Consider the following 23199-nt stretch of genomic DNA (forward strand, 5'->3'; position numbering starts at 1 on the left):
GTTGAGCGGCGATCGCTTGATGGGCATCCGGTCGAAGCCGCCACCCAACCGGACCCGTACTTCTGACCACCACGACAGTAGAAGGCTGCTGCGGGATCGATTCCGCAGCCGCTGAACTTCACGTTTCAACCCGCCGTGCCGCGCGGGGTGTGATGTGCTCGTGTCGGAGACGTCGTGCAGGATGGTTCAACCTGGTGAAGTGTGCCGGTGGGTTCCGCGCGGCACGGTGATGTGAGGCTTGACGGCGAGATGAGTGACGAAACCGAACCGATCCCGGTCGTGGTTCCCCGATCTGGTGGTCGTCATGCTCGGCCGGAAAGGCCTGTCGAAGGGGTTGGCGAGGTGTCCGCCCGCGCCGGGGGCACTCGGAGTTCGCACCGTGCGGCAGACCGCGACGACTCTCGGGCGGAGCATGGGAGATCGGGCGCGGGGCGTGCGCGCGTCGGGCGGGAAGGCTCGGGAACGCTGACCCGCGGTGCCGGTGCGCGGGCGGTGGGTTCGGGTGCTGGGCGGGTGCCGCTCGCGGAGGCGTCCGAAACCGCCGCGGGCCCAACCGACCGGTATGTGCCGGTGCGGCCCAACCGTCGCCCCCGGTCCGCGCAATCGTCGTCATGGCAGGTCAGGGTCGCACGGACCGCCGTGCGCCTGGTGGTGGCCGCCACCGCTGTGGTAGTCGTCTCGGGCACCGGATTCGCCTACTACACCGAGCGCGCCGTCGATGACGGGTTCGCCAGGTCCGGGGCCATCAGTTCCGAGGACGCCGCTGCGCTCGACGGCGATATGAACATCCTGCTCATCGGACTGGACACACGCAAAGACCGCAATGGCAACGATCTACCCAAAGACGTCATGGACCAGTTGCACGCCGGTGACGGCAGCGAGGGCGGCTACAACGCCAATTCGCTGATCCTGATACACATTCCGAAGGATCTGAAGAAGATCACCGCCTTCTCCATTCCCCGCGACGACTACGTCGCGGTCACCGGGATCCCCGGCTACGACCACGCCAAGATCAAGGAAGCCTACGGGCTGAAGAAGGTGACAGTCGAGCAGAAGCTCGCCAACCAGGGCGTCAAAGACAAGGTCGAACTGGAACGCCAGGGCCGAGAGGCCGGCCGCGAATCCATCGTGCAGACCGTGAAGGCACTGACCGGAGTACCGATCAACCGGTTCGCCGAGGTTTCCCTCATCGGTTTCTACGACCTGGCCAACATTCTCGGCGGCGTAGATGTGTGTCTCAACCACGCCGTCAATGACGAGTACTACTCCGGCGCGGTGTTCCCGGCCGGACCCCAGCATCTCGATGCCGCCAACGCGCTGTCGTTCGTGCGACAGCGCCACGAACTCGATAACGGCGACCTCGACCGCACCCACCGCCAGCAGGCGTTCCTCACCTCGGTCGCCAAGCAACTCAAGGAGTCCGGCACACTCACCAACGTCGGCAAAATTCAGCAACTGATCAACGCCGCACAGAACGATGTGGTGCTCTCCCAAGGCTGGGACGTACTCGACTTCGCGCGGACCATGGGCAAGGCCGGTTCGATTCCTATCGAATTTCAGACTCTGCCGGTGCAGGGATACCAGACCGTCGACGGCCAGGACGTGAACGTCATCGACCCGGCCGCCATCAAAAAGGCGGTGCGCACGGCGTTCGGTGTGCAGGCCGCTGCGCCCAGCGCTCCCAAGACCACACCCGCCAGCACCGTCGACGTCGTCAACGCGGGCGGCGCGACGGGTATGGCCGCCAAAGTGTCGACCGCGTTGGCCGACAGGGGATTCCAGAAGGGCACCATCGGCAACGCCGCCTATACCGATGGTTCCAGTTCGGTCGTCTACTACGGCACCGGCGCCGATACCGATGCCACCCAGGCCGCGGACCTACTCGGTGGGCTACCGACGGCCGCCTCCAAGAACCTCGACCCCGGCTACATCAAGATCGTGATCGGCAGCGACTTCACCATGCCCGACGAATTGAGTTCCGGCACCTCATCATCGAGCACTACCACCCCGACCGGCGCAGGCTCGCCCACGACCTCGTCCACCGGCGCCACCACCGCCACACCCGCCGACGGGGCGCCCGACTCCGGCAAACCCGTCACCACCAGCATCGGATCCAACATCCCCTGTGTGGACTGACCAGCCAGGCATTCACGCCCCGACCTTCGACAGGAAAGCGCATGGCCATCACGTATCTGGAATCGATCGTCGTCGGGGCGCTACAAGGGGTGAGCGAACTGTTCCCGGTGTCCAGTCTCGGGCACAGCATTCTGTTGCCGGCCTGGATCGGCGGGCAGTGGGGCAGGGATCTCGACATGTCCGCCAAGGACTCCCCATACCTGGCGCTGCTGGTGGCCATGCATGTAGCCACCGCGCTGGCGCTGGTCATTTTCTTCTGGCGGGACTGGGTGCGCATCGTCACGGGCCTGTGGGACGCGGTGCGGATGCGCGAAATCCGCACGCCCGAAGCCAGATTGGGTGTTCTGCTGGTCATCGCCACCATCCCGGTCGGCCTGGCCGGACTGCTGCTCGAGAAGGCCGTCCGCAACTATCTCGGCACCCCGATACCGACCTCGGTGTTCCTAGCGGTCAACGGATTCGTGTTGCTCTCGGCCGAACTGCTGCGCACTCGCGCGAAGAGCGAGCGGGTGCTGACCCCGGCCGGTCGGCCCGCCGACCTCTCCATGCAGGACACCGTCGTGCTGCCCATCACCGATCCGGACCGCGCCTCCGATGTGCGGCTGTCCCGACTCGGCGTAAAGGATGCCCTGCTCATCGGATCCGCCCAGATAGCAGCGCTTTTCCCGGGCATCAGCCGCTCCGGCAGCACCATCGTGGCGGGTCTGTTCAAGGGCCTGCGGCACGAGGACGCCGCCCGTTTCGCCTTCCTGCTGGCCACCCCGGTCATCCTCGCCGCTGGCGTGCTCAAGACGCCCGAACTGTTCAAGCCCGAGAACCATGACATTCTCGGTCCGGCGCTGGCGGGCTCGGTGGTCGCCGGCGTGCTGTCCTATGTTTCGGTCATGTTCCTCACCTCGTACTTCGAGACCAAGAAGCTGACCCCGTTCGCCGTCTACTGCCTGGTTGCGGGCATCGGCAGCGCGGCGTTCTTCACCCTGCACGGCTGATACCCCGCACGCCGCACCTCCGACACCAGAGACGCGGCGTGCGAGGTCAACGGTGTGACTCGAAGCAGTGACCAGCAGCCCAAACCGGAAACCCCGCTACACCCCGACCAATACGGCAGGTGGCCTACTTGCCGTCGGGGTGGCCGACGACGACCAGGGCCGTGGTCCAGTCGGCGGCTATGGCGTTCTGCGCGTCGGTCAAGGCGACCTTGCCGGAGCACACGAGCGCGTGCAACGTGTTCTCGACGGCGTCCTTCGGATTGTTCGGCCCTGCGCCCGGCTTGTGATCGGGTGACGGTGGCTCCACCCACAGGTTGCGCGGATCGTTCGGGTCGCCGCCGAGCTCGAGCGACACCAGGTGGTCGTACTCGGCGTCGTGCAGTGGGCCGGTGTAGTCGTAGGACTTCGCGTCGGCGTCCTTCTCCCGGTTGGTGATGTTGGCCGGTGGGCGGATCGAGGAAGTGTATCCGCCCTTGCAGATGGTGTCGCCGAGGTTGTCCGCGGCAACCTTCGGATTGATCGCTCCCGGGGTGCACGCGGGATCGGGCAGTGGCTGCCCATCGCCGGACTTGCGGTAGTGGCAGCTGCCCGGGGCCGGTTGCGCCTGTACCGTGTACGTGCCGGAGGGGCCGGGACCGACCGGCACCTGCAAGGTCTGTCTCGCGGCCGGGGGTTGAATCACCGCGTTCGCGACGGTTTTCGCGCCCTCATGTGCGCAGCCGGCAACCAACAACGGTGCCAGCACTGAAACCAGCAGCGTCTTGCGAATATTCATGACTTACCTCTGGCCGAACCTTCATCCGCGTCCAATTGTGCGGCATAGCAGGCATACCGCTGGTATTCGGTGCGAAAACATCGCGAGGTGTGGGGTCCGGGATTCGAACTCGGCGCACCGACCACCGGCAGGCTCTCAACCCCGACCCCACACCGCCGCCTGTCGGCCGGCGGGTCCATGTTCCGTTCGCGATCCGGAAGCCATCAAACTAAAGCTCTCAAATATATTGTGCTGCAGGGATTTACAGCTTCTACTCGCGATTGACTTCGGTACTACGGCGATTTTGTAGAGGTTGGCTTCGACGTAGGTGCCTGTGGGGTGGTGCCGGGATCCGGAAGTTGAAAATCCTTGCTCACCAACGTACTTCCGACGGCTCCTATCGGTCGCCGCGGATCACCACCCTACAGGCCACCGGTTTTTCAGTCGGCGTTGGTGATGGTGACCGGCTTGTGCGAGCCGCCCATCGGCATGTTCATGGTGGCGGCGTTGGACGTGGTGCTGTCGGCTTGCCGGGGTGTTGGTGCCGCCACCTGTTCGGGTTGCTACCGAGTGAACCGGGCGATGTCTTCGGCAACGCGGGCTGGCGCTTCGAAGGGGAAGGCGTGGCTGAGCGCGGGATAGATCCGCAATTCCGAATCTTTGATGTAGTGAGACAGCACGGTCGAGTTGTCAGCGGGCTCTTGTTCGTCGTTTTCGGCGCCCAGGATAAGTGTGGGCAGACGCAGCGTCGGGAGGCTACTGACGACATTGGCAGTGGGGTTCATCAGCCAGTCGGTCATTGCGGCGCGTTGACGGTTGAGGCCGGTCAGGCCTACCTCGGCCCTGTTGGGGCGCAGGGCTGTTCGTGCACGCCACGCAGCTAGAGCGTCGGGGTGACCGCTGAAGTACAGCGGAATGACCTGGTCGGCCGGTACGAGCGGGTCGAACGCCGCGCTGCCCCGAACCAGAGTGGGCAGATCGGGCAGCACTTGCTGTGCTCCGCCGGGGCCGGTACCCATCAGGATCAGGGCGCCAACGTCATCGGGGTGGTCTACAGCCATGCGTTGCGCAACGAATCCGCCGAGGGAGTAGCCCACGACGGTGGGGCGGTTCAGGTGGAGAACCTGGATCAGACCAGCGGCCTGATCGGAGAGTTGCGCGACGGTCAAGATCGCCGAGGAACTGGCTGGGGTCCGTCCCACACCGTCGGAGTCGAAGACGACGACATGATTGGTCGCGGCTAGGCGGTCGAGCAGTTCCGGGTCCCAGTCGTCCATGCTCAATCCGAGGCACGGGGTCAATAGCAGGGTTGGTCCATGTCCGAAGCTGCGGTAGGCGACAGGCAGTCCCGCGACGGTGACGACCTGGGTTGGAGCCGTCAACGACGGTGACCGGTCGAAGTCATCAGCCGTTGTTGATGCGAGGTCGGCGGTGGGGGCGATCTGATTGGCCGGGGTATCGGCGCTGGCGACGCCGGGAGCAATCAACAGCGTGCTGGTGGCCAGTACCGCCATGACGGCCCTGGCGGGCACCCGGCCTCGCGAGCCGGGCCAGCGACGGCAGGGCAACGGCCCGCAGTCGGGCGTCGCCGAGGTTGGATGGAGAGTGGACACCTGGGCTCCTTGTGGTTGCATCTTTCCGTCCGAATGGTCGTTCACGCGTACAAGAGACGTCGGTGGCCCGAAAGGATTCACTTGGTAGCGGAAGCCCTGCCTCCACAAGGTCGCCGTCAGCAACTCTCCTGCGTAACGGATGGTGTGAGTTCGGCGGCGAGGTCGGCGAACTCCTCGATCAGTGGGCTGTGCCGGTCGGCGTCCCAGGCGAGGCTCACTTGGTTGGGCGCAATATCGGGCACCGCAAGGTAGACGATGTCGGCACGCGTATAGAAGGTCGCGACCGACAATGGGAGGAAAATGATGCCGCGGCCCGCGGCGACGTGTTCCAGCTTCTCCTCGACGCTGTGAAAGGCAGGCACGTCCGGTCGCGGGATCCGCAGCTCGGTGGCGATGTCGCGCCATTCGGGCACCAGGTCGGGTTCCTGCAACAGATGTTCGTCGGCGAGGTCGGCGACTTCGACGGTTTGTTTGCCGGCCAGACGGTGCTCGGCGGAGACCACCACGACCCGCGGTTCGGTGTACAGCGGCCGCACGGACAGGCCCTGCGCGTCGATAGGGAGACGCACGAAGCTGACGTCGGCACGGCCGTCATGGACCACTGTCGTCTGGTCGTTCCACGTCGTGCGGACCAGTTCGAGGGTGAGCGCGGGATGCCGGTCGGTCATGGCCCGCACCGGGGCGGTCACGATGAGGCCGGGCATGAAGCCGACAGTGAAGGTGTCGACTCCGCGGGCCGCGCGTATCACTCTGCGGCGCAATGCCTGCGCGCCGGCCAGCAACGAGCGGGCGTCGGCCAGCAATTGCTCTCCGGCCGGGGTGAGCACAGTCGAGCGGCGATCCCGGACGAAAAGCTGCACGCCCAACTCGTCCTCCAGTGCGCGGATCTGCCGCGACAGCACTGGTTGGGCAATGTACAGCTGTTCGGCCGCACGGCCGAAGTGCAACTGTTCGGCTACCGCGACGAAATAGCGCAGCTTCCGGAGATCGACGTCGGTCATGATGCCTTCAGGGTATTACAGCGGCGGAGATAGGTCTTGGACCCGACTGGATCCCGAGATCCACAGTGGAGAGGCCAGTTTCGAATGAAAAGGAATTCAGCCCATGTCCCTCGCAGGTCAACACGTCGTCGTGCTCGGTGGCACTTCCGGTATCGGGTTCACGGTCGCGTCCGCTGCCGCCGAAAAGGGTGCGAAAGTCACCGTTGTCTCCAGCCACCGCGTCAATGTCGACCGCGCGCTGGCCGCATTGCCCGCCGGCAGCACCGGACTGGTCGCCGACCTGACCGACAGCGACCAGGTCCGTGCGGTGTTCGGGGAGCTCGGCGAGCTCGATCATCTGGTGTACACGGCCGGGGAGGCGTTGCTGTTGTCACCGCTGGCCGATCTCGACGTGGTCGCAGCTCGAAAGTTCTTCGAACTCCGCTACTTCAGTGTCTTGACCGCTGTCCAGGCTGCAGCGCGCGGGCTGCGGCTGGGCGGTTCGATCACCCTGACGACCGGCACGGCGGGTCCGCGCCCGGTTTCCGGTTCCGCAGTGACGTCCAGCCTCTGCGGTGCCATCGAGGCGCTGACTCGGGCCCTCGCCGTCGAACTCGCTCCCATTCGGGTGAACGCCGTTCAGCCAGGTGTGGTCCGGTCGCCTTTGTGGACCTTCCCTGAGGATGTCCGCGAGCAGTTCTATCGCGACACTGCGGCGAGCACGCCGTTGCGCCGTATCGGCGAGGTCGATGACATCGCCCAGGCATACCTGTTCTTCCTGACCCAGCCGCATGCCACCGGCACTGTGCTCACCCTGGACGGCGGCGCGGTGCTGAGTTGAGCTGTTGAGGCTTCCCTGAACCGAGTTCGCCACGGCCTCGTCCGCCGCGGCCAACCAGGACGACTTCGACCGCGCGGGGGCCTCGGACTGCGCACCGCGCGGGACGAAGGTTATTGCAACTGCTGGGCCGCGTATTCGCCGATCGACTGCATGCCGAGCGTGGTCGGATGCAGCGGGACAGCGATCGCGTTTGGGATCAGGCCGGTGTAGTAGGCCTGGTCCGATGGCGCGCACACGTCGTGGCCGACGCTGACCGTTGCGATATCGATGAATTGGTCGCCGCGGCGCTGGGTTTCGGCGGCCAACGCGGCGTTCTGGGTCGCGACCACGCTGCCCAGGTAGTCGGCGTCACCAGGCCAGAGGGGTTGGGATGCACATCCGCCGGGACGGAAATAGGTTCCGTAGCCGATGACCGCGATGTGCGCCCGCGGTGCGCGAGCGCGGACGGTGTCCAGCACGCGCCCCCATGTCGGCGCCCAGTCGTCGATGGCGTTGCGCATGGTGTCGACACCATTGGTGACGTACTTGTCCCGGCAGGATTTGCCCGTGGGCTCGGGCAGCGGATTGACACAGGCCAGAGCCGTGGTGAACAGGTTGAGGTCGTTCAATCCGATCGTCAGGGTGACCAGGTCCACTCCGGCGTCGAGACTGTCCACCTGGGGTGGCACCGATCCGGCGAGCGTGGATTGTGTGGTGGTGGTGACGTTTTGCGACTTGGCAGAACTGCAGGTGACATCGGTGAGTGTCGCGCCGAGTTTCGCGGCCAATACCGACGGATAGTTCAGATGCGAGCGAAGACAGCCGGGGCTGGTGGTGTCCTGATTCGGCAGCAGCGGGCCGGCGGCGGCGGAATCGCCAAGGGCCACATACCGAATCATCGGCGTCGACGCCGCGGCGCCTGTCAATGCCGGAACCAGCGTGGCGGGCAGCGCGACAACTGCCAACAGTCTTGCGAGAACGGCGCTGTTCACTTTCATGGTTACATTCCTTTTCTCTCCGGCGATGCCGAGGTGGGTGCGACGACGGCCAGGTCTCGTCCTCGGGTTTCCGTGGCGACGAGCAGTGTGGCGACGGTGACGACGGCGGCCACGCTGAGGTAGAGCGAAATCGGGGTGGCGTGGTGATAAGCCTCGAGCAGCGCGACCGCGATGATCAGCAGGAGGGGCGCGGCGATGCCGATGGAACTGTAGGTGGGCAGGCAGCCGATCAGTACGGTGGCGGCGCCCATCATGAGCAGGCTGATGATGAGCAGCTGCTTGCGACCGATCCGATCGCCGAAGTGGCCGAAGACGAGGGCGCCGATCGGGCGGGCGGCGAATCCGATCGCGTAGGTGAGAAAGGAAAGCGAAGTACCGGTGAGCGGATCGGTCTGTGGGAAGAACAATGCGGCGAATAGCGTCGCCGACGCGAGACTGTAGAGAAAGAAGTCGTACCACTCGATCGTTGTGCCGATCAGACTGGCGACGATTACGCGGGTGAGACCGACAGGCCTGTCGGTGGTGGACGAAACCTCTGGGATAACGGTGTCGGACACGGAGGTGTCACCTTCTTGATTCAAAACAAAGCGGAACCCTCCCAACCGATCGATCGGTTGGGAGGGTTCCGACATCTTCGCGCGCCTGCATCGCCGATGTCAACCAATCGATTGGTTGGATTTGGTGGGGCCTCGCCCATGCCTCGTCGATCGACGGAATTCGACGGCTATCCGCAGCCGGAACCACCTCGGGGTGGCACCGCCTGCGGTTCGGAGGTCATTTCCGCTCGGCGTCGCGGGTGTCGGCCCCGGCGATGCGCAGCGCGAGCCGGGCATACTCGTCGGCGACGGCTTCGGCTGTGTACGGCTGGTCCGGGCCGAACCATTGGCCGACGCGCATGCCCATCGAGCTGATGGCCAGTGCGGTGAGAATCGGATCGGCGATATCGAAGACATGTGCCTCGATGCCGGCGCGGAGTGTGTCCAGCAGCATGGTTCGGCAGGCTGCGCGAAGTTTCAGGGCGCCGTCGATGAGGTCGGCAGGAACCGCGTGCAGCTCGGTGTTGGCCACCACGGTCAACAGTGGATATTCGGCGTGGGCGAGGACGTGCGCGCGCACCAGCGCGGCAAGGCGCTCGGGTGGTTCGGTGGCAGCGGCGGCCGCGGTCGCAAGCCGGGTGTACAGCTCCTGATGGCCCAGTTGAATCAACTCGGTCAGTACGTTTTCCTTGGACGTGTAGTGCGCGTACAACGTCGCGGAGTTGATGCCGACCCGTTTGCCGATGTCACGGATCGAGGTGCCCGCGTATCCGTGCTCGGCGAACAACTCCAGGGAGGCTTCCAGGATTCGCCCTCGGGTCCCCGACGGTGTCACACCGGGCGGCAGGTCGGCTCGGACCGCCGCGACACGCCGAGGTTCCCATATCATTTCGCTCATCCGGCCTCCTCGTCCGATCCTCGGCCTCCATTGGCCGTAGCACACCGCCATCTTCGGCCAGGCTACCAACCGATTGGTAGCCGCCAGTGGCTATGCAATCGGTTCGCAGCGTCGAGGGCGACATCGCCCATGCAATGGTGTCCGTGTTGGTCACACCTGGCGGCGCAGGGTGCGGGAGTGCGCGACACGGGCTCGCCGGAGAGGGCATCTCCGGCCTGAATGCTGTTGTCCGGCAACAGAACACACACCGAGCCCGGTAGCGGTGATGGTTTGGTCGATCTGACGCGACGTCGCATGGGTCCTTATGGCGCGGTCGGGGTGATGCGCAGCCCGGGTAGGCCGCGGCGGCGGATAATGAGTTCGGCGATAATGATGTTGGGCAGCCAGCACAGAAATGGCAGCGGTGCGTAGGCTTCGCGCAGGATCGTGGCGAACGGGTCGTCGCCGTGCACGAATGGAATCTGGGCGAAGATCAGCACGCCGAACCATGACCGCAGAGTGACCGCCGCGTAGGTGAGCGCGAAGCTGCGGATCATCCACGCCTGGTGGTCGGCGAAGTCGCGCTGCCGGACGGCGCGGTAGCCGCGCCACGAAGTCCAAGCCCATAACAGGGCCAGTGAGCCGAAGCCGAAGAAGCCGTTCAGTCCCGCCGAACTGAACATCGACATCACCAGTGCCGCAGTCGAACCGACCGCGATGCTGATCAGGTAGGCCCGCCCGATGGCGCGGTGGATTCTGGGCTGTCGAGTGCGCAGCCGTGTGGCGAACTGCCATGGACCCAACGCCAGTGCGATTCCGGCAAAGATGATGTGCAGGTAGAAGGCCACCTGGATCGGCCACGCCCGGAAGCCGTAGTTGGCTGCGAGCCCTACTTCTCGGTGTGCGAGGTAATCGAGGGTGCCTTGGGCGTATTGGCCGACGAAGTATCCGGCGATCGCCAGCGAGGACAGGGTGATCCAGGCCCAGCTCCAGCGCGCGCGCCGCTGGCGTGGGCGCTGTTGGTCGTGGATGCGAGGTTCGGTGGAAACCATTGACGCTCCTGATGTTTCGGTGCCCCCGAATGTAAGTAGTTCTAACATAGCAGAATGTTAGAATTACTTACATAGAGTTTTCGGCCGCGTCGGGCATCGCATTCGCCGGTGGTGTCGCGCGCCGGCAAGAGCGGACGGAGCAACGTGGTACGCACGACCTACCATCACGGCGCACTCCGGCAGGCGCTGATCGACGGCGCCAGGGAGATTCTCGCCGAGCAGGGGCACGAGCACTTCAGCCTCAACGAAGTTGCCCGCCGAGCAGGGGTGAGCACCGCCGCGCCCTATCGGCACTTTGCCGGTAAGGAAGAACTGCTCGCCGCAGTGGCGGAGCAAGGCTATGAAACGCTGCGGCGAGACCTCGAGCAGGTGGTCGCCGCTGTACCCGAGGTCGGCGCGCGACTGCTGAGCCTGGGTGGGGCCTACGTACGTTTCGCGCGCGAACATCCCGACCTGTTCGCGACAATGTTCCGCAGCCGTCCGGGCTCGGACCCGGTGGGCCTGGAATCCTTCGAGATACTCCTGAATACCGTTGCCGAGGCTCAGCAATCCGGCGTCATCTCCACTCGGCCCTCGCCCGAACTCATGGCCCGATCGATCTGGTCGACCCTGCATGGTCTCTCCGTCCTGAGTCACCGGCGACCATATGAACGGTTCGGCTTCGATGTGCCAGCGGAAGACCTTGCGGCCGAAACCCTTTCGGCATTGCTCGGGCTCTAGCGTCATCGAACGCACAACAGGAGGTCGGCTGCTACGGCGTCAGGTGTCCGATGTCGCGCCGAGTGCGCGCAAGAGCAGGCCGGTGAGGGAATCGAGGTAGCCGGGTTCGAGGTGGCCGCGGCGGACGGACAGGCGCCAATAGATGGGGGCGGCGATGACGTCGAGTGCGAGTTCGAGGTCCAGGTCGGCGGGCAGTTCGCCGCGCGCGATGGCACGTTGGAGGATTTCTGCGCCGCGCGTGCGCCGCGGGATGCCGATCATGGTCTCGACGACCGCGCCGAGTTCGGGGTTGCGCGCCATCTCGGCGGCCAGGTCGGGCAATATGCGGGAAAAGCGCGGGTGGTTGAGCCATTCCAGCAGCGCGTCGAGGGTTTCCCGGAGGTCGCCGCGCAGTGATCCGGTGTCCGGATCGATGGCTCGCGGCACGCTGAACTCGGAGACGACGGCGATCACCATGTCCTGCTTGGACGGCCAGCGACGGTAGAGCGCGCTCTTGCCGACGCCGGCCCGCTTGGCGACGGCCTCCATGGACAGTCGGCCGTAGCCCTGTTCGGCAAGCTCGTCGAGGACGGCCTCGGTAATCGACTTGGTGGTCTCGGGCTGCAGCACGGCTGCGCCAGTGGGCGTGCGACGTGTCATACGGGTGAGTGTAGCGGGTGGACGGGACGGTATCGTCTCGCGTAAACTCATGACGGGACGGGACCGTCTCGTCCTAACGTTAGGAGCCTTAATGACCCCCAGTGAACTCGTCGACCGCGCACTCGCACTGCTCCTCGCCAAGGACATGGCCGGCTTTGCCGGACTCTGGGCCGAGTCGGGTGTGCTGGAATTCCCGTTCGCGCCACCTGGCTATCCGACGCGACTGGACGGGCGCGCGGCGATCGAGGAATACATGCGCGGTTACCCCGACATCGTGGATATGCGCGAGATCACCGAGAAGTCCCTCCACCGCAGCGTCGATCCGGAGGTCGTCATCGTCGAGTTCGCGGCGGCGGGCCGCATCGTCGCCACCGATGCGCCCTACCAGATGCGCTACATCGCCGTGATCACCGTTCGCGACAACGCAATACAGCTCTATCGCGACTATTGGAGCCCGCATGCCGCAGCCGAGACGCTCGGTGGCACAGACCATCTGGTGACCGCGTTCGCCGGCGGCACCGATGAATGAGATTCTGGTTATCGGTGCGACCGGGACAACCGGCACCCGGATCAGCACCTTCCTGCGCGAGCGCGGCATCGGGGTGCGCGAAGCCACGCGTACCCCAGGACCGGATGCCGCGCAGGTGCGCTTCGACTGGGCCGATTCCGAAACGCACGCACCAGCGCTCGAGGGAGTTTCGGCCGTCTACCTGATCGCCCCGATCGGCGTTGCCGACCCGGCGCCCCTGGTACGACCGTTCCTCGACGAGGCTGTCCGGCGCGGTGTGCGACGCGCTGTCGTACTCGGCTCCTCCGCTATCCAGGAAGCCGACCACGGTATGGGAGCGCTGTATCGACTCGTGCGGACAACCATGCCCGAATGGGCGGTGCTGCGGCCGTCGTGGTTCATGCAGAACTTCACGGGCGAGCTACCGCTGGCCCGGGATGTTCGCGCCGGGGAGATCGTTACGGCGACCGGAACGGGCCGGGTCGCGTTTATTGATGCCGATGACATCGCCGCCGTCGGCGGGCATGCGTTGATCGACCCCATCGCACACAACACCGAACACATCCTCACCGGACCGCAGGCGCTCAGCTACGCCGAGGCCGCCGCGATTATCGCCGCTCGGACCGGGAAATCCGTTACGCACCAGACTATTACGCCGGATGAGCTGGCCGCACGCTTGGTCGCCTACGGCATCCCCGAGGATTTCGCCGCCATGCTTGCCGCTCTCGACGACGACATCCGCGCGGGCACGCAGGACCACGTTACCGACACCGTGCTACGGGTCACCGGCCGCGCGCCGCGCAGTTTCGGTGAGTTTATCGACAAGGAGCTGTAATGCGGCAGTTGATGTTTCATGATGACGTCCAATTCTGGTTCGAGACAATGCGACTGTTCGGCCACGCGAGCTACGGCGGCTCGGATTTCGGCGAGGTGGTAGCCACAGCATCTCGGATCACGGCGGGCGACTACGACAGCTGGCATGACAACTGGCTGCACACCGCCGAGCGGATCGCCACCGAAGCCGCTGCGGCACCGCCGATCAGCGCACGCGACGGGTTCCTGCGCGCCTCAACCTACTACCGTGCGGCCGAATTCTTCCTGCACGGCAACCCCGACGACCCGCGTATCGGCTACGCCGACGCGCGTAGCGTCGAGTGCTTCCGCGCCGCCATCATGCGAATGCGGGATATCGAGCCGATCGAAATCCCTTACGAGGGAACAGTTCTACACGGCTATCTATATCGAGCGCCGGGGCCGGGCCCCAAGCCGACCGTGGGGATGCACAACGGGTTCGACGGCAGCTGCGAGGAATTGCACTTCCTCGGTGCGCCGGCCGGGCAGGAACGCGGCTATCACATACTCACCTTCGACGGCCCGGGACAGCCGAGCGCGATCCATCGTGAGAAGCTGATATTCCGGCCGGACTGGGAGCATGTGGTCGGCCCAGTGCTCGATTATCTGAGCAAGGTCCCCGGTGTCGATCCGGCACGGATCGCGCTGCTCGGCGTCAGCCTCGGTGGCATGCTCGCGCCGCGCGCGGCCGCATTCGAGCCACGCTTGGCCGCGGTCGTCGCCGTCGACGGCGTCTATGACGCGAGCACGGCCCTGGCCCAATTCCTGCCGATCGCAGCCGATGAACTCCCGGACCGGGTGCGCGCAGAGCACGACCCGGAGCTCGACGCGTTGATCGCCGCGGCGCGGGCGGCCAACCCGACCATGCGTTGGGCCTGCGACCACGGCAGGTACGTTATGGGCGCTCGCACCGATCGCGAATTCCTGGCCGCGTACCTCGACTACAACCTGAAAGATGGTGTAGCCGAACAGATCACCTGTCCGGTGCTGGTATGTGAAGCGGCCGACGACATGTATTTCGCGGGCACCGGCGTGCGCGAAGCCGAACCGCGCAGGCTGCACAGTCGGCTGACCGCACCGAAGGCACTGCTGACCTTTACCGAGGAGGAGGGAGCGGACGCGCACTGCCACAGCGGCGCGCAAAGACTTGCGGTGGCAAGGATTTTCGACTGGCTCGACGAAACAATCTCGTAGGAACCACGCACCGACCTGCTGCTTCGAGCGGCGTTGACACGGAGCCTGATCCGGGGGAGCTTGCGATGGTGCGGTCGATAGCGGCCATACCGGTTCAGCGTTGGAAGAATGCGGGGACGAACAGGGCTGGAAATCGGCCGTTGGGCATGTTTTTCAGCTCGCGACGCAGCACGACGAGCAACTCGCGGTTGAACTCGCCGCGCGGGTGGGCGCGCCGGATGTAGCGCCGGTTTCCCGGGGTGATGTCCCAGGCTCGGAGCGCGAAGGCGTCGGAGAGTGCGCCCCATTGCGTGTACGCGGTGAGCGGGCCGTCCTTGGCGAGCGTGACACCTGCTGTGGTGTGTGCGCAGACCGCATCGGCGAGTAGTTCACCTTCCACGGTGGTCCGTCCCGCTGCGGCGCAGACCTGCATCACCTTGTCCGCACTGGCCAGGGTGAAATCCCGGCCGGGTCCGGAGGCGGTGATGCCGTAGTCGTGCAGCAGTGCTGTGCAATAGAACAACTCGGGATCTAGTGCCGCGCCGTCGACGGCCGCCAGCGCCGACCCGTAGAGCCAGGTCCGGTAGGAGTGCGCCAACAGTGCAGGTGAGAGTTCGGCCGCCGCCTCCTCGGTCTGTCTTGTCAGTGCCGAGTCGGGTGGCTGGAAGGTCGCGACATCGATACCACGGGCGGCGGCCGGAACCCGACCGATGATCGTCCTGACGCTACCGGCCAGGAATGCCGCGAACTCACGGGCAGCCTGCGCGCGCAGCAGCCGCCGCTCGGCGGGACTCAGCGCTCCACCCGTGCGACGTCCCCAGGCCAGTCCGCCCAATCGTTCCGGGTCTGGACGCATGGTCATTTCAGCGGATGGTCCGCTGACTGACAGCCATCTCCGCGGAGAGCTTGTCGTTGCCGGTTCGGCGCTGCACGTTCGCGGCGAACGACGGGGCGATGTTCGCGATCATCGTTCCGATCCGCAATGGAAGCGGGGCGACGTCGATCTCCGCGGGGTTGTGTTCGACGGCGCGGGCCACCGCCCCGGCGACGTCTTCTGGTGCGCGGGTACCGATCCCGCGTGGCAGGGTGATCCCGGTCTTGGCGAACATTCCGGCATCTCGGATGAACCCGGGAAAGATGGTGGTCACGCCTACTCCGTACGGCCGAAGGTCCGCCCGCAGCGCCAGGCCGAAGCCGCGCAGCCCGAACTTGGTCGCGTTGTAGAGAGCGGCGTCCGGTGACGCGGTTTTACCCAGCAGTGAGGAGATGAAGACCAGATGCCCTTGCTTCCTGCTGATCATCTGTTCGGCGGCCAGCCTCGCCAGCACGATCGGGGCGCGGAGATTGACGTCGAGCATGGTGTCGATATCGGCGATCGATAGGTCGGGCACCGCGCCGGTCGCGGGCAGCGCGGCGTTGGCGACCACGATATCGACCCGGCCTGCCTGGTCGAGCAGGTGTTGTGCAGCGTCTGGTTCGGCCAGGTCGGCGGCGATCGTCCGGCCGCCCACGGTTGCGGCCAACTCCGCCAGGACCTCGGCGCGGCGGCCGGTCAGTATCAGATTCGCGCCGCGGGCGCCGAGTTCCCTCGCGATGGCGGCCCCGATGCCACCCGTGGCACCAGTCAGCAGAACATGGGCTCCGTGCAGGTTCATGGGGATCCTCCCGGTTGACATTGTGTCGCGGAGTTCGACAGACACTCCATAAACTAGCGATTGGTCGATAAGTTACCACTGTCCTGTGAACTTAGCGACTGATCACTCGTATGACGTCGGGCGGGGCAATACGATGGCCAGATGTGCAAAAGACAGCGGATGAGTGCAGACGCACGTCGGGAGATCGTCGTGCAGGCCGCGATCGCCGAGTTCGCCAAGGGCGGGCTCAATGGCACCTCGACCGCGTCGATCGCCCGTCGCGCCGGTGTCTCCCAGCCATATCTGTTCCAGCTCTACCCTGATAAGAAGGCACTGTTCCAGGCGGCCGCTGCACACTGCTTCGCCACCATCCGTCAGGCCATCGACACGGCTACCCGAGACCGGACCGGCGACGCCGCGATCGACGGTGTGGAACAGGCCTGGCGCGGCCTGGTCGCCGATCGCGATTTTCTGCTCATGCAGATGCAGGTCTACGTCGCGGCTGTCGACTCCGCAGAGATCCGCGAGTCCGTGCAGCCGCTCTGGCTCGACCTGTGGGACCTCGTCCGCCGACGTACCGGTGCCTCCGACGAAGAGGTCACCCAGGTCTTCGGCCTCGGTATGCTGATCAATGTCCTTGTCGCCCTGGGTATCCCGGTCGAGGACCACTGTTGGACGACCATCAAGCCGACCACCCCATCGGGGACGCTGGAGCAGACCGATTCGCGCGTCGTCGGGGATCGCGAATTCTCATCCGCCATCGAAGATGGGTCACGCCGCGACCACGCTCCCGCCGATCATGCGCCCAGGGCTTCCCACAACGCCGAGTTGGGAGACGGAGCCGTGCCGATCGGCGGTTGGCATGGTGGTGGCTCCTAGTCGAGTGGAATGGAAACGGCGGGCAGCAGTGGCCGTGGATCGTCCACGAGGAACTCCAGCGCCCCTTCGTGGGCGCTGCGCAAGACGAAGCCGTCGCCGATATGCGGTTCGATCCGCAATTCCACCTGGGCGAGTTTGGTGTTGAGGCAATAGCGGGTCGGGGCGGCGGGGTTCTGGTAGGGCAGGATCACGAACTGCTCGGGTCCTGCCTCCATCGTCAGCACCGCCGTTCCCGCGGCACCACGCATGCGCAGCTCCCAACGGGGGAAGGATGCGTCCACGTGCTGGCGGTGCAGGTCGAACAGCCGGTCGAAGCGGTAGATCTCATCACCGCGCCGGACGGTCATGACCGAGAAATAGGGACTCATGCGGTTGCCGATGGCCAAGCGCGCGCTGGCGGCCTCGACATACGCGAACGGTTGCCGGCCAGCTCGATCGGAAAATACGGCCTGGCCCCAGACGTACTGTCGGCTGTGCGCGGGACCCCAGTTGTGACCCTGCATCCCGGTCCATCCGTCCAGCGCCCACACCTCACTACCGAGGGTCACGGTCCCGCGGCAGTGCACGACCGGAAAGGGGGACACGACCTTGTTGGCAGGGAATCGCGAGTGGCGTACCTTCGCCGCGGTCCCGATCAGGACCAAGGGGTCGGCCAGTTCCTTTTCGTCGCGAGAGAAACTGATGTCCCAGCGAATATCCCGCCCGTCCCGGTCCAGGTGTCCGCGCAGCGCACCACCCGCACCGCCAAAGGCGAAGGAGGTTTCGCCGATGGTGACCCGCTGGTCACCGTCGGCAGAGATCGCTTTCGCGTCGCCGTAGTCGACGGTCCGCCAGATCGCGGTGGTGGTGTCGCGGTCGAACACCGACACCCACGCCTGGGCGAGATTACGTCCAGTGGCCGAGGTCAGGAAGGTGGCTTTGATCCAGATCGCGCGCGGCGTGGTCGGCGAGTTGGCGCGAAAGAACCACGACTCGACCTGGTCGGTCCCCGGCACAGCAATCGGGTCGTTCAATGTGAAGGTTGTCTGCATGGGAGATTCCTAGTTCTTGGAGAAGTGCGCGAACATCCGCGCGGCGGCCAGCGACAGCAACGGTTTTCGCCAGGCCTGAATCCATGTCGGTCAACTCTCATGTCATTCCACCCGGATCTCTGGAACGCCGACTACTCGCCACCGAGACCGGATGGACAGGTGGTCAAATGGTCAGACCAATACTTTCATGCGGCTCCCCGAGGATCAATGCTCGATCCGAAACTTCATGCGATACCGCCCCAGCCCGGCGGGTTCGCAGGTCGAGGCCTTTCTCGCGCAACAGGATCAGGCAGTTATGAGCGGATTCGGCTATGTGGTGCCGTGACCGGAGTCGTTTGGCGCGCAATCGATTTCGATGACAGAACGCCGATGCGGAGGGGATGATGGAGTCTCGCGATAGATAGGCAGTTCGTTCGGTCAGTCCAGAACAAGGGGGTACATCTGTCATGGGGAAAGTTGACACCAGGGGCGTTTGGACGCGCGTCAGCGTAGAGGAGTCGCAGTTCGAAGGTCTGAGGCAGCCCGGCACCAGATCGAGCACGGGCATCAGATCCAGCATCAGGTGGGGCGGGGACGAAGAGAAGAGCGGTTATGACTTCACGGGCCTCACTGACGTCGACGCGCGCCTCGACGGTCGGGATTTCAATCTGGGCATCTTCGCGCACTACAACCGCCGAGTTCACCTGAAACACAGTCAGTTCTCGGTGTTCCTGAAGGTTACTGTGGATTTCCAGGACGAGGGGTTCGACCACACGTTCACCCTCCGTTTCCGCCATGACGAGACGCCCAACCAGCCTGGGGACGTGGCCGATGTGGTCAAACTGCCGATAGTTCACGAGAACGACATCGTGTATGTCGATGATGTCGAATACAAGGTGACGATCAGCGGTTTCTTGGATGACAAGGGGCAGGTGAGGTCGCAGTTCGAAAACCCCGAGGGGGGAATCAAAAGAGTCTGGCTCGTTGCCCGGTTCGAGCCGACGACTGATCCGGGCTCCTGAACTGCGGCAGCGAAATAGCCTTCGCTGTAGTCATATTCGCGCGGTGCGTGGACAACTGGTCCAGCCTCCGTCGTTGATGGCGGGGTGCACGGCCTCGACCTGGAACTGACAGTGCATCCCGCCTCAGGGCCGGACTAGCTATGGGGCGTCGGCCTCGAGAGCAGCTGTCATGAGGCTGCGTGCGGCTCGGTCTTCGAGCATCCCAATGCCTTCGACTCGAGCCGGGAGTTCAACCCACACTTGGCCTTCGGCGGAGGCGGCCGCACTACTGCATGGGCAACATGCTGGCGAAGGCCCAACTGCGCACCATCTTCAAGGAACTGCTGCTCGGTGTTCCGAATCTGCGGGTCGGCGAATCCAACTACCTCGTCAGCAGCTTCGTGCACACGGTCAAGCGGCAGCCCTGCACACTCCGGAGCAGCGTGCCTCAATAGTCGAGGGCGTGTTCCGGTTGGCAGACATCCATGGGGGAGGGCAGATAGCGGGCGATGGCGTCCAGGAGCGTGGTGATGGCATCGCTCGTGGGCGCTGCACCGCATAGGACGGGTACGACCTCACCGATGCGGGTCAGGTAGCGGATGCGGTGATGCACCTGGTCGAGCGGGATGTCGCCCAGCACGGGGGAGCAGTTCGGATCCGAGGGGGCTAGTTCCGTGAGCGTTTTCACGAGGGTGCCGTACCACCGCTCGGCGACTTCCCAATGGCTGCCGTACAGTTCGGCGGCCAGCGGTTCGAGTGCCCACAGCGGGAGCAGGTCGATGACGCCTTCGAACGTGCGGTCGGCGCCGATGGGGATCTGCAGTGTCAGTGGGACCGCGCCGCGGGTATCGGCGATCGTGCGGACGCAGCGGTCGAAATCGGCGGCGGGGTGGTCGAGTCCGTAGATCAGGCACAGGCGGGCGACCTGGTAGTCGTCGGCGACCCGGAACATCGTCTGGAGGCGCGGGGTGGGGTTGGCGGCGGCGTTCACGACCGCTATCACACCGTCGGCTACGCGGATGGACCGCTCCAGGTCCGCAATGGGCGCGTGGCTCGTCAGCTCGGCGATACGAATCGTGTGCTCGACGCGGCCCGTCGTCCAATCGACGGTGGCCCGGGTGCCGGAGCCGCGCTGGCCGGAGCGGCGGCGGAGCAGGTGGGCCAGTCGGGTCGTCTCATCGGGGTCGCCGATGATGGTGACGTTGCGGATTGTCTGTGGATCAATGGCTTTGGCGCCCATCGCGTTGTGGTACTCCAGATCGACTCGAGGGTGTCGGGACGTCCTCGATCCGGACTCACCGTACCTCCGCCCGCGGATTGCTGGAGCGGAATTCGGCCCCAAAGTAGAACGTGTTCCTATACCGTCGGGCTGTGCAGAAAGAACAACGGCCCGCCGTGGCAGACTGGTTCACTGCGGACGACGGTGTGGTGCGTCTGAAGGGAAGTCGCTGCAAGGATTGCGCCACACCGTATTTCCCGCGGAATACGCTGGCCTGTCGAAATCCACAGTGTTCCGGTCCGAAGGATGGCTCCGAGCTCGTCGAGTATCTGTTTTCCACACGTGGGCGGATCTGGTCGTATGCGGATGCCCGGTACAAACCTCCGGCGCCCTATGTCTCGCCCGATCCATTCGAGCCGTATGTCGTTGCGGCAGTGGAGCTCGAGGTCGAGCAGATGGTGATTCTCGGGCAGGTCGTGCGCGGTCTCACGGTGGACGACCTGGCCGTCGGCATGCCGGTCGAATTGACTCTCGGCACGTTGTACGCCGACGAGGAAGCGGAGCACACGGTGTGGATGTGGAGGCCGGTCAATGACTGACACGAATGATCGCGACATTGCCGTGCTCGGTGCGGGTATGCACCAGTGGGGCAAGTGGGGGCGCAATTTCGTCGAATACGGGCTGGTCGCCGCCCGTGCGGCGCTGGCCGATGCGGGGGTGAACCACCTCGACGTCGGCTATATCGCCGGCGCGGACACCATCCGCAATGGATACCCCGGTTTCGTCTCGGGCGCGACTTTCGCTCAGGCGCTGGGTTGGTCGGGTGCGCAGATCTCGAGCAGCTATGCCGCCTGCGCCTCCGGTGCACAGGCCATCGCCAACGCACGCGCCCAGATCCTGGCGGGGTTGTGTGACGTGGCGCTGGTGGTGGGTGCGGATGCCGCCCCGAAGGGCTTCTTCCAGCCGGTCGGCGGTGAGCGCCGCGATGATCCGGACTGGTTGCGTTTCCACCTGCTCGGCGCTACCAATCCCATCTATTTCGCGCTGTATGCCCGCCGCCGGATGGCGCTGCACGGTGCCACGCTCGACGATTTCGCCGCGGTCAAGGTGAAGAACGCCAGGCACGGCCTGAACAACCCATATGCCCGCTATCGCAAGGAGGTTTCGGTCGAGGAGGTCGCCGCCTCGGCGATCGTCTCGGACCCGCTGCGGCTGCTCGACATCTGCGCGACCAGCGACGGCGGGGCCGCACTGGTGTTGACGTCGATGGAGTACGCGCGTCGGCACGGCGTCGCCGACCCGGTCCGCATCCGGGCGCTGTCGACGGTCACGCCGACATTCCCGAAAACCGTTCTCGACCTGCCGGATTTTGCGACCGATTCCGCTGTGGCCGTCGAGGCCCCGCCCCGCGCGTTCCGTTCCGCCATCGCGCACGCCGCGTACGAGGAGGCCGGGCTCGGTCCCGCCGACCTGTCCTTCGCGGAGGTCTACGACCTGTCCACCGCGCTGGAGTTGGACTGGTACGAGGACATCGGGCTCTGCGAGACGGGCGGCGCGGAGGAACTGCTGCGCAGCGGCGCAACAACATTGGGCGGACGCGTGCCGGTGAACCCCAGCGGCGGCCTGGCCTGTTTCGGTGAGGCGATCCCCGCGCAGGCCATCGCCCAGATCTGCGAGCTCACGTGGCAGCTGCGCGGCCAGGCCGACGGCCGCCAAGTGGACAACGCCCGCGCGGGTATCGCGGTGAACCAGGGCCTCTTCGGCCACGGCTCGGCCGTCATCGCCACCCGCTGACATCGCGGGTCTTTGGGCACTCTCCGAAAACCCGGGCCAGGCCCGGGTTTTCGTGGTCCAGGTCAATCGAGGGTGCTGTGGTTGATGCGTCCGGGATAGTTCCGGCGGGCATGGTGGTCCGCGTTGCAGGCGTTTTCGCCACCGATGATGAGGTTCAGCGATTCGGTGGCGCTGCGGGGCAGGAATCGCCGCGCTTGTTGATCAGACTGTCTGATCCCGGAGCGCGGATGACGACCACACCTTCGCGCGCGGTGATCAGCCATGACAGCCACCGATCCGAGTGGCGTGCCGGAACTCCAGCGCGGTAGAACTTCGTACAGTCACCCGAACAGTGGGGAGTTTGCAACGTGAGCGTGTCAGAAGTCGTCTACAACGTTGTGGTCGTCGCGCACCTGCTCGGTATGGCGGCGGTCGTCGGCGGATATGTCGCCGGTCAGCCCGCCGTTTCCGAATTGATGGTGTGGGGCGCGCGGGCGCAGATCGTCACCGGTTTGATCCTGGTGGGGATGGCCGATTCGATCGATTCGCTCGGCAAGGATCCGAATATGGCGAAGATCGGCACCAAACTGGTCATTTCGGTACTGGTCGCCGCGTTTGCCGAGATCGGTCGGGCGGATGCGAAGCGCGGGAAGGCGGTGCCGTGGATGACCCATGCCTCCGGTGGCTTGGCGATTCTCAACGTGTTCATCGCTGTGCTCTGGACGTGAGCGCCAGGTGACCGGCTCAGCTTCCGGTGCGGTCTGGTCCACCACGAGGACCCGAGCGGCGTGGTCGACGCGATATGACTTGCCACATTGGATCTCGACGCCAGGCACAACGAGTACCGCTAGGTCCGAAGCCGATTCGACCGGAGCATCGGCGCGGGCACGTTCGCTCATCTCGTCGTGGGGTGACGCGCTCGCTCCCGCGAGATTGATGCCACCGTGGACGTGATGGATCGCGCCGATCCCGCGGCTGGCCCCCAGGTGACCACGACGTCGGCGGTTGTCAGGTGATCGATGGTGGTCCGGGCGTG

The 23199-nt window shown here is 65.1% G+C and carries 25 protein-coding genes; 13 read left to right on the forward strand and 12 right to left on the reverse strand.

Annotation, left to right across the window (positions count from 1 at the left end; genetic code table 11):
* Positions 1 to 492 precede the first annotated feature (492 nt).
* On the forward strand, positions 493 to 2136 hold the full coding sequence (locus ABZ293_RS31850; protein WP_355186699.1) for an LCP family protein: 1644 nt from the start codon (positions 493 to 495) through the stop codon (positions 2134 to 2136).
* A gap of 41 nt (positions 2137 to 2177) precedes the next feature.
* Positions 2178 to 3125: an undecaprenyl-diphosphate phosphatase gene (locus ABZ293_RS31855; RefSeq protein ID WP_355186701.1), complete on the forward strand. Its 948-nt coding sequence runs from the start codon at positions 2178 to 2180 to the stop codon at positions 3123 to 3125.
* A 124-nt stretch (positions 3126 to 3249) separates the two neighbouring features.
* Here ABZ293_RS31855 and ABZ293_RS31860 read toward each other — a convergent pair whose 3' ends face one another.
* The 3 genes from ABZ293_RS31860 to ABZ293_RS31870 form a co-directional block, all read right to left on the reverse strand.
* The gene (locus ABZ293_RS31860) at positions 3250 to 3900 is read right to left on the reverse strand and encodes a hypothetical protein (RefSeq protein ID WP_355186703.1); all 651 of its coding nucleotides are present in this window, start codon (positions 3898 to 3900) and stop codon (positions 3250 to 3252) included.
* 542 nt (positions 3901 to 4442) lie between these two features.
* A complete protein-coding gene (locus tag ABZ293_RS31865; protein ID WP_355186705.1) occupies positions 4443 to 5492 on the reverse strand; it encodes an alpha/beta hydrolase in 1050 nt (349 codons plus the stop codon).
* A gap of 116 nt (positions 5493 to 5608) precedes the next feature.
* On the reverse strand, positions 5609 to 6493 hold the full coding sequence (locus tag ABZ293_RS31870) for a LysR substrate-binding domain-containing protein (RefSeq protein WP_355186707.1): 885 nt from the start codon (positions 6491 to 6493) through the stop codon (positions 5609 to 5611).
* A gap of 103 nt (positions 6494 to 6596) precedes the next feature.
* Between ABZ293_RS31870 and ABZ293_RS31875 the strand changes: the two genes are divergently transcribed.
* On the forward strand, positions 6597 to 7313 hold the full coding sequence (locus ABZ293_RS31875; protein ID WP_355186709.1) for an SDR family oxidoreductase: 717 nt from the start codon (positions 6597 to 6599) through the stop codon (positions 7311 to 7313).
* 110 nt (positions 7314 to 7423) lie between these two features.
* On the opposite strand, the gene ABZ293_RS31880 is transcribed toward ABZ293_RS31875, so the two are convergent.
* From ABZ293_RS31880 to ABZ293_RS31895, 4 genes are all read right to left on the reverse strand, one after another.
* Positions 7424 to 8290, reverse strand: a complete 867-nt coding sequence (locus ABZ293_RS31880; protein ID WP_355186711.1) for an SGNH/GDSL hydrolase family protein — start codon at positions 8288 to 8290, stop codon at positions 7424 to 7426.
* 2 nt (positions 8291 to 8292) lie between these two features.
* Entirely contained in the window at positions 8293 to 8847 is a 555-nt protein-coding gene (locus tag ABZ293_RS31885) for an MFS transporter (RefSeq protein ID WP_355186713.1), read from the reverse strand.
* Positions 8848 to 9064: 217 nt separating this feature from the next.
* On the reverse strand, positions 9065 to 9724 hold the full coding sequence (locus ABZ293_RS31890) for a TetR/AcrR family transcriptional regulator (protein ID WP_355186715.1): 660 nt from the start codon (positions 9722 to 9724) through the stop codon (positions 9065 to 9067).
* 302 nt (positions 9725 to 10026) lie between these two features.
* Positions 10027 to 10755, reverse strand: a complete 729-nt coding sequence (locus ABZ293_RS31895; protein ID WP_355186717.1) for a DUF2306 domain-containing protein — start codon at positions 10753 to 10755, stop codon at positions 10027 to 10029.
* Between the two features lie 144 nt (positions 10756 to 10899).
* Here ABZ293_RS31895 and ABZ293_RS31900 point away from each other — a divergent pair, with 144 nt between their 5' ends.
* A complete protein-coding gene (locus ABZ293_RS31900; protein ID WP_355186719.1) occupies positions 10900 to 11475 on the forward strand; it encodes a TetR/AcrR family transcriptional regulator in 576 nt (191 codons plus the stop codon).
* A 39-nt stretch (positions 11476 to 11514) separates the two neighbouring features.
* Here the strand turns inward: ABZ293_RS31900 and ABZ293_RS31905 are convergent, their stop codons facing one another.
* A complete protein-coding gene (locus ABZ293_RS31905; protein WP_355186721.1) occupies positions 11515 to 12114 on the reverse strand; it encodes a TetR/AcrR family transcriptional regulator in 600 nt (199 codons plus the stop codon).
* Between the two features lie 91 nt (positions 12115 to 12205).
* On the opposite strand from ABZ293_RS31905, the gene ABZ293_RS31910 reads away from it, so the two are divergent.
* The 3 genes from ABZ293_RS31910 to ABZ293_RS31920 are packed head-to-tail and all read left to right on the forward strand — an operon-like array spanning position 12206 to position 14668.
* Complete coding sequence (locus tag ABZ293_RS31910) at positions 12206 to 12643, forward strand: nuclear transport factor 2 family protein (RefSeq protein ID WP_355186723.1); 438 nt, start codon at positions 12206 to 12208, stop codon at positions 12641 to 12643.
* Complete coding sequence (locus tag ABZ293_RS31915; protein ID WP_355186725.1) at positions 12636 to 13457, forward strand: NmrA family NAD(P)-binding protein; 822 nt, start codon at positions 12636 to 12638, stop codon at positions 13455 to 13457. Before ABZ293_RS31910 ends, ABZ293_RS31915 begins: the two co-directional genes overlap by 8 nt.
* Positions 13457 to 14668, forward strand: a complete 1212-nt coding sequence (locus ABZ293_RS31920) for an alpha/beta hydrolase (protein ID WP_355186727.1) — start codon at positions 13457 to 13459, stop codon at positions 14666 to 14668. Before ABZ293_RS31915 ends, ABZ293_RS31920 begins: the two co-directional genes overlap by 1 nt.
* Positions 14669 to 14762: 94 nt before the next feature.
* Here ABZ293_RS31920 and ABZ293_RS31925 read toward each other — a convergent pair whose 3' ends face one another.
* Both ABZ293_RS31925 and ABZ293_RS31930 read right to left on the reverse strand, forming a co-directional pair.
* Positions 14763 to 15509: an HD domain-containing protein gene (locus ABZ293_RS31925; protein WP_355186729.1), complete on the reverse strand. Its 747-nt coding sequence runs from the start codon at positions 15507 to 15509 to the stop codon at positions 14763 to 14765.
* A 1-nt stretch (position 15510) separates the two neighbouring features.
* Positions 15511 to 16302 carry an SDR family NAD(P)-dependent oxidoreductase gene (locus tag ABZ293_RS31930; RefSeq protein WP_355186731.1) on the reverse strand — a complete coding sequence of 264 codons (792 nt, stop codon included), beginning with the start codon at positions 16300 to 16302 and terminating at the stop codon, positions 15511 to 15513.
* Positions 16303 to 16461: 159 nt separating this feature from the next.
* Here ABZ293_RS31930 and ABZ293_RS31935 point away from each other — a divergent pair, with 159 nt between their 5' ends.
* Positions 16462 to 17160: a TetR/AcrR family transcriptional regulator gene (locus tag ABZ293_RS31935; RefSeq protein WP_355186733.1), complete on the forward strand. Its 699-nt coding sequence runs from the start codon at positions 16462 to 16464 to the stop codon at positions 17158 to 17160.
* Here ABZ293_RS31935 and ABZ293_RS31940 read toward each other — a convergent pair.
* Positions 17157 to 18191: a hypothetical protein gene (locus tag ABZ293_RS31940; protein WP_355186735.1), complete on the reverse strand. Its 1035-nt coding sequence runs from the start codon at positions 18189 to 18191 to the stop codon at positions 17157 to 17159. The genes ABZ293_RS31935 and ABZ293_RS31940 overlap by 4 nt on opposite strands.
* Positions 18192 to 18637: 446 nt before the next feature.
* Here ABZ293_RS31940 and ABZ293_RS31945 point away from each other — a divergent pair, with 446 nt between their 5' ends.
* Positions 18638 to 19192, forward strand: a complete 555-nt coding sequence (locus ABZ293_RS31945) for a choice-of-anchor K domain-containing protein (protein WP_355186737.1) — start codon at positions 18638 to 18640, stop codon at positions 19190 to 19192.
* 272 nt (positions 19193 to 19464) lie between these two features.
* Complete coding sequence (locus ABZ293_RS31950; protein ID WP_355186739.1) at positions 19465 to 19626, forward strand: hypothetical protein; 162 nt, start codon at positions 19465 to 19467, stop codon at positions 19624 to 19626.
* Here the strand turns inward: ABZ293_RS31950 and ABZ293_RS31955 are convergent.
* Positions 19620 to 20411 (reverse strand): GTP-binding protein, encoded by a 792-nt coding sequence (locus ABZ293_RS31955; RefSeq protein WP_355186741.1) that lies wholly within the window; start codon positions 20409 to 20411, stop codon positions 19620 to 19622. The genes ABZ293_RS31950 and ABZ293_RS31955 overlap by 7 nt on opposite strands.
* 155 nt (positions 20412 to 20566) lie before the next feature.
* On the opposite strand from ABZ293_RS31955, the gene ABZ293_RS31960 reads away from it, so the two are divergent.
* The 3 genes from ABZ293_RS31960 to ABZ293_RS31970 all read left to right on the forward strand — a co-directional run bounded on the left by ABZ293_RS31960 (position 20567) and on the right by ABZ293_RS31970 (position 22891).
* Positions 20567 to 20989, forward strand: coding sequence for an OB-fold domain-containing protein (locus tag ABZ293_RS31960; protein WP_355186820.1), 423 nt, complete (start codon positions 20567 to 20569; stop codon positions 20987 to 20989).
* On the forward strand, positions 20982 to 22184 hold the full coding sequence (locus ABZ293_RS31965) for a lipid-transfer protein (RefSeq protein WP_355186743.1): 1203 nt from the start codon (positions 20982 to 20984) through the stop codon (positions 22182 to 22184). Before ABZ293_RS31960 ends, ABZ293_RS31965 begins: the two co-directional genes overlap by 8 nt.
* A 401-nt stretch (positions 22185 to 22585) precedes the next feature.
* Entirely contained in the window at positions 22586 to 22891 is a 306-nt protein-coding gene (locus ABZ293_RS31970; RefSeq protein ID WP_354957905.1) for a hypothetical protein, read from the forward strand.
* The last annotated feature ends 308 nt before the right edge of the window (positions 22892 to 23199 follow it).

The organism is Nocardia sp. NPDC005998 (genome assembly GCF_040614395.1).
Lineage (GTDB): Bacteria > Actinomycetota > Actinomycetes > Mycobacteriales > Mycobacteriaceae > Nocardia.